Source organism: Streptomyces sp. NPDC051662 (assembly GCF_040681655.1).
Classification (GTDB): Bacteria; Actinomycetota; Actinomycetes; order Streptomycetales; family Streptomycetaceae; genus Streptomyces.
Window position 1 is genome coordinate 90,508 of the sequence record NZ_JBFAZD010000006.1, and the last position, 10,638, is coordinate 101,145.

At 71.3% G+C, this 10,638-nt stretch carries 7 protein-coding genes and 1 tRNA gene; 5 read left to right on the top strand and 3 right to left on the bottom strand.

Going from position 1 to position 10,638, the window contains the following annotated elements; translation table 11 throughout:
* Nucleotides 1-22 precede the first annotated feature (22 nt).
* A complete protein-coding gene (locus tag AB0M67_RS12345) occupies nt 23-256 on the top strand; it encodes a hypothetical protein (RefSeq protein ID WP_030352343.1) in 234 nt (77 codons plus the stop codon).
* On the opposite strand, the gene AB0M67_RS12350 is transcribed toward AB0M67_RS12345, so the two are convergent.
* On the bottom strand, nt 225-1,454 hold the full coding sequence (locus tag AB0M67_RS12350) for a glycosyltransferase 87 family protein (RefSeq protein WP_365745279.1): 1,230 nt from the start codon (nt 1,452-1,454) through the stop codon (nt 225-227). The two genes, AB0M67_RS12345 and AB0M67_RS12350, sit on opposite strands and share 32 nt — an antisense overlap.
* Nucleotides 1,455-1,583: 129 nt before the next feature.
* Here AB0M67_RS12350 and AB0M67_RS12355 point away from each other — a divergent pair.
* A tRNA-Ala gene (locus tag AB0M67_RS12355) sits at nt 1,584-1,656 on the top strand.
* 135 nt (nt 1,657-1,791) lie between these two features.
* Here the strand turns inward: AB0M67_RS12355 and AB0M67_RS12360 are convergent.
* Together AB0M67_RS12360 and AB0M67_RS12365 are read right to left on the bottom strand one after the other, a co-directional pair.
* Nucleotides 1,792-3,387 carry an NADH-ubiquinone oxidoreductase-F iron-sulfur binding region domain-containing protein gene (locus AB0M67_RS12360; protein WP_365745280.1) on the bottom strand — a complete coding sequence of 532 codons (1,596 nt, stop codon included), beginning with the start codon at nt 3,385-3,387 and terminating at the stop codon, nt 1,792-1,794.
* Complete coding sequence (locus tag AB0M67_RS12365; RefSeq protein ID WP_365745281.1) at nt 3,384-4,958, bottom strand: hypothetical protein; 1,575 nt, start codon at nt 4,956-4,958, stop codon at nt 3,384-3,386. The genes AB0M67_RS12360 and AB0M67_RS12365 overlap by 4 nt, the downstream gene beginning before the upstream one ends.
* 713 nt (nt 4,959-5,671) lie before the next feature.
* Here AB0M67_RS12365 and leuS point away from each other — a divergent pair.
* The 3 genes from leuS (at nt 5,672) to AB0M67_RS12380 (ending at nt 10,519) form a co-directional block, all read left to right on the top strand.
* Complete coding sequence (gene leuS / locus AB0M67_RS12370) at nt 5,672-8,572, top strand: leucine--tRNA ligase (RefSeq protein WP_365745282.1); 2,901 nt, start codon at nt 5,672-5,674, stop codon at nt 8,570-8,572.
* Between the two features lie 207 nt (nt 8,573-8,779).
* Entirely contained in the window at nt 8,780-9,526 is a 747-nt protein-coding gene (locus AB0M67_RS12375; protein ID WP_365745283.1) for a hypothetical protein, read from the top strand.
* Between the two features lie 147 nt (nt 9,527-9,673).
* Nucleotides 9,674-10,519, top strand: a complete 846-nt coding sequence (locus AB0M67_RS12380) for a DegV family protein (RefSeq protein ID WP_365745284.1) — start codon at nt 9,674-9,676, stop codon at nt 10,517-10,519.
* Nucleotides 10,520-10,638: the final 119 nt, after the last annotated feature.

The following is a 10,638-nucleotide window of genomic DNA, read 5'->3' on the forward strand; positions in this document are numbered from 1 at the left end:
CGGCCATAGCTGGAGCTGAGTGATGGGTGCACACAGGCGTAAATGCGACTGGTGTGGCAGCGGTACGCCGATCGTCCGGGACATGGATCCGCTCAACCCCGAGTACCAGTACTGGTGCGAGGAGTGCGCGCGGGCGCTGATCATAAAAGGCGACCCCATCGAGACCTACCGGGAGCTGGAGGGCGAGCCGATCTACGGCCGGCTCCTCGACGAGCACTGCACGCTCAAGCGTTTCTACTCGTTCGCCACGGCCTGACCACGGACGCGGCCACGTACCCGATCAGGGCGGCGGCCGTCAGCGGATAGAGGGCGGAGAGCGCCATCTCGGCGGCGCCCTGGGCCAGTTCGGGGCGGCCGGTGCCGTGCGGGACCCACCACAGGGCGTACGAGCAGAAGACCAGCGCCGCCGCGAGCGCCCACCGCGCCCCGGCGCGCGCGCCGAGGAACAGCACGATCGGTACACACCACACCCAGTGGTGCGACCAGGAGACCGGGCTGATCAGCAGCGCCGTCGCCGCACAGGCGGTCATGGCGGCGGCACGCTCCCCGCGCAGCGCCGCCGCCACTGCCGCGGCGAGGCCGAGGACCGCCATCGCGGCGGCCGTGGCGGTCCACCAGAGCGTCGGCTCGGCGGTGTGCAGGAGTCGGGCGAGGACCCCGCGCAGCGACTGGTTGGCGGTGTTCTCCGCGCTGCCCACCCGGTGCGTCTCGAAGAGGGTCACGGACCAGAAGCGGAGCGAGTCACGGGGGAGAGCGGCGGTGGCCACCAGCGTCGCCGCGCAGCAGACCACCGAGGCCGTCGCGGACCGCCGCAGCCACGGATTCCAGCCCTCCTCCCTGGCCCGTACCAGCCCGACGATCAGGAACAGAACCGCGAAAAGCGCGGGGGTGAGCTTGATCGCGGCGGCGAGGCCGGTGCCCACGCCCGCCCAGCGGTGTCCGTCGCGGCGGGTGAGGTCCCACACCACCGCCACCGCGAGCAGCAGATTGATCTGCCCGTAGCGCAGGGTCGTCCAGACCGGCTCGCACCAGACGGCGGCCGAGGCCACCCAGAGCGCGGTGACCCACGGCCGGGGGAGCCGGTCCGGGGCGAGCGTCAGCCGCAGGGAGAGCTGCGCGAACGCGACCAGGAGCAGCAGATTCCCGGCGGTGGCGAGCGCCCGCAGCCCCGGAACGCCCGGCAGGGTGAGCGGGGTGAACAGCAGGGCGGCGAACGGCGGGTAGGTCGCCGGGAGTTGAGCGGAGGTCGCGCGCATCGCGTACAGGTCCCGGCCGTCCAGCACCGTACGGCCCTCGGCGCGATAGACCATCAGGTCGATCATGGAGACCCCGGCCGCGCGCTGCGCCGCCCAGAACGTGGCGAAGGACAGCAGACAGACCGAGGCGGCGAGCAGAAGGGGGCGCCGGGCGGAGAGGGTGCGGAGCGCACTCCGCGGGAGCGTGGCGACAGTCACGAAGGGCGACAGTACCGGGCGTACCGGTCTTATCCCTTCAGACCGGAAACGATTTGGTGGTGAGCCGGAGGGACCGTGTAATGTTGGCGATGCCGCCGAGGGGAGAACCCGGAGAGCGGCACACCGTGAGGGGCTATAGCTCAGTTGGTAGAGCGCCTGCATGGCATGCAGGAGGTCAGGAGTTCAATTCTCCTTAGCTCCACAGTAAGAGAAGCGGGTCACCCGGATCGGGTGGCCCGCTTCTCTGCCGTGTGCTGTGTGTTGTGTCCTCATGCGGGTGTTTGTGGGGCCGTGGGCCGGCGGGCGCCCGTTGTGGGCACCCGCCGGGCCGACTGTCTCAACCGCGCCCGGGTCCCAGGGCCTTGCGGCCACCGCTGGGCGGCAGCGCCGCGCGGGTGGACCGCTCGGTGCGTACCGGCGCGGGCTGCTCGATACGGAGCGCGAGCGCGGGGCAGCGGCGCACCGCGCGCTGTGCACGCCCGCGCAGATGCATCGGAACCGACGCGTCCGCGAGCGCCGGATAGCCGTCGGGCCCCATCCGGATCAGCTCGGGGACGATATCCGCGCAGAGACCGTGGCCCTGGCACAGCGTCCAGTCCACCGCGAGCTTCTCCCCGCTCGGAATGGACTCCTCCGCCTCCTGGTAGCCGGGTCCCGGCAGGGGCAGTACCCCCGTCGTCTCGCGCCCGCAGCCGCCGTCCAGCACATGCGCGGCGAGGTCGTCGGTGAACGCCGACAGGGTGGAGGCGAAGAACCGCGCGGAGCCGTCGGGGTGCTTGCAGGCGCCCCGGCCCTTGACCGCCTGGGTCACCGCGCGCAGCGCCTCCAGGGCGGCCTGGCCGCCACCGTTGATGACATCGGAGAGGCCGCCCGCCGCCGCGGGCAGTCCGAGCTTGCAGGGGCCGCACTGCCCCGCCGTCTCGGCCGCCAGCCAGTTGGCGACCCGTAGCGCCTCACCCAGCGGACAGGTCTCGGGGCCGATCGGCAGGATCGCGCCCGCGCCCAGCGCGCCGCCGAACGACGCGAAGGACTCCTTGGAGATGACGGCCTCATGGGCGGCCATCGCGTCGATCCAGTTGCCGTGGTAGCCACCGGTCAGCACGCCCTGGGGCATCGGCGGGGCGCCGGCCATCTGGAGGACGTACCGCAGCGGCACCCCCGACGGCGCCTCGACCACCATGGGACGGGCGACCGCGCCGGAGATGGTGAGCAGGACCGTGCCCGGCTCGCTGTCCAGCCCGGTGTGGCCGTAGCGGCGGGCGCCGATACGGGCGGCGACGGCCAGCTGGGCGAAGGTCTCGGCGTTGGACAGCAGCGTCGGAAGACCGGCCACCCCGGACTCGGCGGCGCGCTCGCGGCGGCCGGGCGGCAGGGCGGGCCCGCCGCCGATGGCGCGGATCACCGACGAGGCCTCGCCCGAGACCATGCGCTCGGGGGTACGGATCACCCGCGCGCGCAGCGGCTGGCCACGCCGGTCGGACAGTCCGCGTTCGGCGAGGGCCGCGCGGATCGAGACCTCGGTGGAATTGCGGGTGACGGCGACGACCAGGGTGCGGGCGCCGAGCGCCTCGGCGGCCAGCAGCGCGCCGTCGAGTATGAGATGCGGGGCGCGGTTGATCAGGACGGTGTCCTTGCGGCAGGGGGGCTCGCCCTCGCTGCCGTTGATCACGACGACCGGCCGGACACCGCGGCGGATCGCGGCCTTGGCGACCGCCCGCAGCTTCTTGCCGAAGGGGAAGCCCGCGCCGCCGCGGCCGGTCAGGGAGATGTTCTCGGCGAGCTGTGCCAGCCGTTCGCCGGTCATCGGCTCCAGCGGGCCGTGCACCTTGAGATGCATGGGCAGATCGAGGCGTTCGACCAGATCGAATCCCTGGGTCAGCTGGGGGAGGCCGACGACACGGACTTCGGGGACATCGGGGAGCGGGGTGTTCACGGTCGGTCTCCTGCGGGTGCGTGCCAGGGTTCCCCGGCCGGGGGCGGATAGAGGGGACCGGGCGGTGGACCGGCGGGATCGGGCGTGTCCGGCCCGGGGGAGGCCGCCGGCTGCCCGGCATGGGGACCGCCGTAGGACCCGCTGTCGTAGGACCTGCTGTCGTAGGCGGGGGTGGAGCCCGTGTCGTACGGGGGGACGGTGCCGGTGCCGTAGGCGTCGGTGCCGTACGGGGACGCTCCCGTCGGGCCGTAGGCCGAGGCGGGTCCCGCGTCGTACGTGGGGATCGCGCCGGAGTCGTAGGGGGTCGGCGGGGGCGGCGCGAAGGCCTGCGCCGGCCGTGGCGGGGACGGGGCGGGCCAGCCGCCCGGTCTGCCCATGGGCTCCTCGGGGACCACCGGGATCTCCTCGGTCATCGGTATGCGCTCGGCGAGCGGTATCCCGTCGGGGGGCCCGGGGGGCGGCGGTACCGGCATACGCATGGTGGCTTCCGTCCCCAGGGAGACCGCGCGGTAGCCGGCGGAGATACCCGTACCGGTGTCCGACAGTGGATCGGCGGGGTCCTGATACGCGTCGGCGCGGGGGGCGACGAAGGTGTCGGCCAGGGGGTCGACGGCCGGGTAGGGCTCGGCCGGCGGCCGGGGAGCCTCGTACAGCGGCGGGGAAGGGGCGGCGAGCCGCGGCGGCGTACGGGGCGGGTCGAGCGGCGATCCCAGCGACGGGCCCGGCACGGCGGGCTCGCGCTGGAGCGGGCCCGCGTACCGGGGCCGCGGGGGGACACCCGTCGCGCCCGGAAGCGGATCCGAGGCGAGATCGCGCCGGGACGGCTCGGCCTCGGCCGTCTCACGGGCGGCTCCGTTCGCGCCGTTCACTCCGTTGGCGCCGGTCAGCGACACGATCTTGTCGGCGATCCGGCGCTTGAGCGGGCGTGGGAAGAGCCGTACGGATACGGCGGCGGCCACCCCGACCAGGGTGAGGCAGTACAGCGTGGTGACATAGGTGGCCGCGGGGCGGCCCGCGAAGAGGCCGTGCACAAGAGCGAAGCACCAGGCCGGGTAAGCCAGCATGTGCACCGCCCGCCAGCGCCCGGCGAACCGGCCGGGGAGGGCGAAGGCGCTGCGCATCGCGCCGGTCGTGGCCGCGACGATCATCAGCAGTCCGGCGAGCGAACCGAAGCCGATGAGGCCGTTCGCGCCGTTGATACCGAGTCCGAACGGCACCAGGGCGCCGATCAGCGCCACATGTCCGAGGGAGACCTTGACGGTGACATGCAGCAGCAGAAAGCCGAGCGAGGCCACCGCCGTCGCCCGGTGGACGCCTTGGGCCAGCAGCCGGTGCCGTGGGGAGAGCAGCAACCGGTCGGTGGCTATCAGGCCCCAGACGACGGCCCCGGACAGGGACAGCAGCGACAGCACGCCGGCACCGAAATCGAGGAAGGCACGGAAATCGTCGCCTCCCGCGACGGCGAGTAGTGGTACGAGTACCAGCGCGGCGACGGAAACTCCACCCTGTATCTGCCGGCTCTTGTCGGGATCCAGGCTGAGCGACGAACTGGGCTTGCGTTGAGGGTTCATGGGGGCAACTCCGAATGGCTCGGGAAAGCGGTCCCGTGGCCGCATGCTAGGTGGCGCCATACCGGGCAGTACCGGGTTTGCGGGTTTAGCCGGGGCAAGGTGAGTTATCCGACTGCGCGGTTGCCCGGATAGGGACTGATACGCGGAGTAAGCCGGGTGCGGCGGTCGCCTCGGTGGTCGCGCGGGGGCCCGTTACGAGCCCAACGCCGCCTTCCGGTCAGGTCCTTCTGTCAACCTCTTCGCTCACTCTCACCCGTACTCTGCGCAGGCCCTCCCCGGACCCTCCCCCTCCTCTCCCCGGACTCTCCCCGTCCGGGGCGGTCCGCGGTCGTGACTTCGGTCGTGATCTTGGTCTGGCCTCGGTGGCCTCGGTCCGGCCCCAGTGGCTTCGGTCTGGCCTCGGTCCGGCCCTGGTGGCCTCGGTCCGGCCCCGGTGGCTTCGGTCCGGCCCCGGTCGGAGGTGGCGCCGCGTGATACGCCGGTGCGGGCCGTCCGGACGCTGCGGTACCCTGACGCCATGCGTGCCGTACGCCTTCTGCTTAGCGGGCCGCGCTGATCAGTCCCGACGGACACGGATGACAGAGATCCGGTCGGAATCAGCGTGGCGTCCCCTCCTGTGTGAGGGGCTTTTTCGTTCACCGACCGGCGCCGCCATTCGCCGAATGGCACGGCCGAATCCGCTGGCAGAGACGATCGATGGAGCTTCGGAGAACATGAGCGAGACGAATTCCGCTGCCGCTGAGCCGGTGGCGCCGCACCGCTACACGGCGGCCATGGCCGCCGACATCGAGGCACGCTGGCAGGACTTCTGGGACGCCGAGGGCACGTACGAGGCGCCGAACCCCACGGGTGATCTGGTCGGCGACCCCGAGCTGGTCGCGAAGCCCATGAAGTTCATCATGGACATGTTCCCGTACCCGTCGGGCACGGGGCTGCACGTCGGTCATCCGCTGGGCTATATCGCCACCGACGTGTTCGCCCGCCACCGGCGTATGACCGGTCACAACGTGCTGCACACGCTGGGTTTCGACGCCTTCGGCCTGCCGGCCGAGCAGCACGCGGTCGCCACCGGCACGCACCCCCGCGTGTCGACCGAGGCGGCCATGGACAACATGAAGGTCCAGCTGCGCAGGCTGGGCCTGGGCCACGACAAGCGCCGGTCCGTGGCGACGATCGACCCGGACTACTACAAGTGGACCCAGTGGATCTTCGTTCAGATCTTCAACTCCTGGTACGACAAGGACGCCGACAAGGCGCGCCCGATCGAGACGCTGGTGGCGCAGTTCGAGAGCGGGGAGCGCGCGACGCCCGACGGGCGCCCCTGGAGCGCGCTGAACGCCGCCGAGCGCGCCGACGTCCTGAGCGAGTACCGGCTGGCGTACGCCTCCGACGCGCCCGTCAACTGGGCTCCCGGCCTGGGCACCGTTCTGGCCAATGAGGAAGTCACCGCGGACGGCCGCTCCGAGCGCGGCAACTTCCCTGTGTTCAAGGCGAAGCTGCGCCAGTGGAACATGCGGATCACCGCCTACGCGGACCGGCTGCTGAACGATCTGGAGGCGCTGGACTGGCCCGAGGCCATCAAGCTGCAGCAGCGCAACTGGATCGGGCGCAGCGAGGGCGCGCGCGTCGACTTCCCGGTCCATGCCGGTGACGACGGTCACCTGGACGCGATCACCGTCTTCACCACGCGTCAGGACACGCTGTTCGGCGCCACGTACATGGTGCTGGCGCCGGAGCACGACCTGGTCGAGAAGATCGTGCCGGCCGACTGGCCCGAGGGCACGCACGACGTATGGACGGGGGGTCACGCCACCCCCGCCGAGGCCGTCGACGCGTACCGCAAGCAGGCCGCGTCGAAATCCGATGTCGAGCGGCAGGCCGAGGCGAAGGACAAGACCGGTGTCTTCACCGGCGCGTACGCCACCAACCCGGTCAGCGGCGACCGCGTACCCGTCTTCATCGCCGATTATGTGCTGATGGGGTACGGCACGGGCGCGATCATGGCCGTACCGGCGCACGACAGCCGTGACTTCGCGTTCGCGCGCGCCTTCGAGCTGCCGATGCGCTGTGTGGTCGAGCCCTCGGACGGCCGCTCCACCGACCCCGCCGAGTGGGACGACGCGTTCGCCTCGTACGACGCGCGTCTCATCAACTCGACCGGCGAGGACATCTCGCTGGACGGTCTGGGCGTCACCGAGGCCAAGGCGCGGATCACGGAGTGGCTGGCCGCGCGCGGTATCGGCGAGGGGACCGTCAACTTCCGGCTGCGTGACTGGCTGTTCAGCCGTCAGCGGTACTGGGGCGAGCCGTTCCCGATCGTCTACGACGAGGACGGTACGGCGCACGCGCTGCCCGAGTCGATGCTGCCGCTGGAGCTGCCGGAGGTCGACGACTACTCGCCACGCACGTTTGACCCTGACGACGCGGACACGCAGCCGGAGACGCCGCTGTCACGCAACGCGGACTGGGTCGATGTCGAGCTGGACCTGGGGCAGGGCGAGGGCGTCAAGCGCTACCGCCGGGAGACCAACACCATGCCGAACTGGGCCGGTTCGTGCTGGTACGAGCTGCGCTACCTGGATCCGCACAACAGCGAGAAGCTGGTCGACCCGGCCATCGAGCAGTACTGGATGGGCCCCCGCGAGGGCAAGCCGCACGGCGGCGTCGATCTGTATGTGGGCGGTCAGGAGCACGCCGTACTGCATCTGCTGTACGCGCGGTTCTGGTCCAAGGTGCTGTTCGATCTGGGGCACATCTCCTCGGTCGAGCCGTTCCACAGGCTGTACAACCAGGGCATGATCCAGGCGTTCGTCTACCGGGACAGCCGTGGTATCGCGGTGCCGGCCGCCGAGGTCGAGGAGCGGGACGGCGCGTACTGGTACCAGGGCGCGAAGGTCAGCCGCGTGCTGGGCAAGATGGGCAAGTCCCTGAAGAACGCGGTCACTCCCGACGAGATCTGCGCCGAGTACGGCGCGGACACGCTGCGGCTGTACGAGATGGCCATGGGCCCGCTGGATGTCTCGCGGCCGTGGGACACCCGCGCGGTCGTCGGCCAGTACCGGCTGCTGCAGCGCCTGTGGCGCAATGTGGTGGACGAGACGACCGGCGAGGCCACCGTCGTGGACACCGCGGACGCCGATATCGACGAGGACACGCTGCGCGCGCTGCACAAGGCGATCGACGGGGTCTCGCAGGACATGGCGGGGCTGCGGTTCAACACGGCCATCGCGAAGGTGACCGAGCTGAACAACCACCTGACCAAGACGGACGGCCTGGTCCCGCGGTCGGTCGCCGAGCGGCTGGTGCTGCTGGTCGCGCCTCTGGCCCCGCATATCGCCGAGGAGCTGTGGCGCAGGCTGGGCCACTCCGACTCGGTCGTCCACCAGGACTTCCCGGTCGCGGACCCGGCGTATGTGGTCGACGAGTCCGTGACCTGTGTGGTGCAGATCAAGGGCAAGGTCAAGGCGCGGCTGGAGGTCTCCCCGTCGATCTCGGACGAGGAGCTGGAGGCGCTGGCGCTGGGTGACGCGGCGGTGGTCGCGGCGCTGGGCGGCGGGGGCATCCGTAAGGTGATCGTGCGGGCGCCGAAGCTGGTGAACATCGTTCCCGCGTAGTACCTCGGCGGTGCCTTTGGTGCCGCTTCTGAGATGCCGCTTCTGAGGTGCCGCTTTTTCTGAGGTGCTGCTTCGCGGACACAGGGCTTTCCCTTACGGGCAGGTTGGGGGTTTCCTAGGAACCCTCGGCCTGCCTGTTGCGTTTACGGTGGAGGAAGCGGCACGTCGAAAGCCGCTCCGGACTCGACCGAACGCGAAGGGGCGCCCATGGACGTCGTGATCCTGATCGTGGCGCTGCTCTTCGTCGCCTTCGTCGCGCTGGGAGTGTTCGTCAGCGTGAAGGCGGTGCGCGCGGCCAAGCGGGGCGTGGACCGTACGATCTCGCAGGCTCGCCGGACCGTCGAGGACACCACGCTGCGCGCCAGAAGCATCGGTCAGACGGGCGCGGCGGGGGAGCTGGCGCAGCTGCGGCTGAGTCTGCGGACCTCGATGCGGGCCACGCAGGACGCGCTCCAGGCCGGTGTGGCCGAGGACGCCTCGCTGACGGAGTCGGTCGAGCTCTTCCGGCGGCTGAGCGCGCACGGCCATGAGCTGGACGACGAGCTGCGGCAGCTGGAGCGGGATCCGGACCGGGTGAGGGTCGCGGAGCGGCTCCAGGACCTGCGTGAACGTACGGAACGGATCACGCACGCGGCGGACTCACTGCGCTGGGCGGCCCGGGACCGGGCGCGGAAGTTCGCGGAGGACGACCTGTCGTCGCTGAGCGCGCAGATCGATGTGGAGTCCGGGGCGCTGCGGCACTGGTCGACGGCGGGGGAACCGCCGGAGCGGGAGCCGATGATGTGGCCGGAGCCGGAGGGCTCCGGAGCGGGGGCCGCCGGGGCGGAGCGGGCGGGCTCCTCGGCCGGCGACCAGGGCGTGCCCGAGGCGATCGAGCCGCCCGATCCCCGGCGGCAACAGACGTACCCCTGGCAGAAGGCGCCTGGGCACACCAGGCCCGAGACCACGACCTGACGGTCGACGACGGTGACCTGACGGTCCGAGGCGCGTGCCACGGGCCGGCGGGTCCGTGGCGGGATCACGACGTGTGCGGGGGCGGAAACGATCACTGATGTGGGGGCGGGCTGCCGACCTGGGGCGACGACGGGTAACCTCCCGCTCATGTCCCGCCATGTCGCGATCATCACCGATTCCACGGCCTACCTGCCGCCGCAGGCGATGGAGCGGCACGGCATCACCGCGGTGCCACTGACCGTCGTGCTCGGTGACCGCGCGCTGGAGGAGGGCACGGAGATCTCGGCCCGTTCGCTCGCCGTGGCGCTCCAGAAGCGACGCTCCGTGACCACGTCCCGGCCGAGCCCCGATGTCTTCGCCGCCGCGTACCGCGAGGCGGCGGAATCCGGTGCGACCGGGATCGTCTCCCTGCATCTGTCGGCCGAGTTCTCCGGGACGTACGACGCCGCCGTGCTCGCGGCGAAGGATGCGCCCGTGCCGGTACGGGTGGTGGACACCGGCATGGTGGCCATGGCGCTCGGGTTCTGCGCGCTGGCGGCGGCCGAGGCGGCGGAGGGGGGCGGCACGCTCGACGAGGCGGTGGCCGCCGCCGAGAAGCGGGCCGCGGGGACCTCCGCGTACTTCTATGTGGACACGCTGGACTATCTGCGGCGGGGCGGCCGTATCGGCGCCGCCCAGGCGCTGCTGGGCTCCGCGCTCGCGGTGAAGCCGCTGCTCCAGCTGGACGGCGGGCGTATCGAGATGCTGGAGAAGGTGCGTACGGCGTCCAAGGCGATCGCGCGGCTGGAGGAGCTTGTCGTCGAACGGGCGGGCGCGAGCGAGGTGGACATCGCCGTGCATCATTTGGCCGCACCCGAAAGGGCGTTGACGCTGGCCGAGCGACTGCGTGAGCGGGTGCCCGGGCTGGTGGATCTGCATGTCAGTGAGGTGGGCGCGGTGATCGGGGCGCATACGGGGCCGGGGCTGCTGGGGGCTGTGATCTCCCCGCGCTGACCGGGGCGGCGGATTCTGTGACCCTTCGGCGGGGGCGCGACCACTCGTAAGGGTGACCGAGTTTTCCACAACTCGCTTGTTGTCCACGACAATTCGGCCTGCTCAGCGAGGTCGGGCGG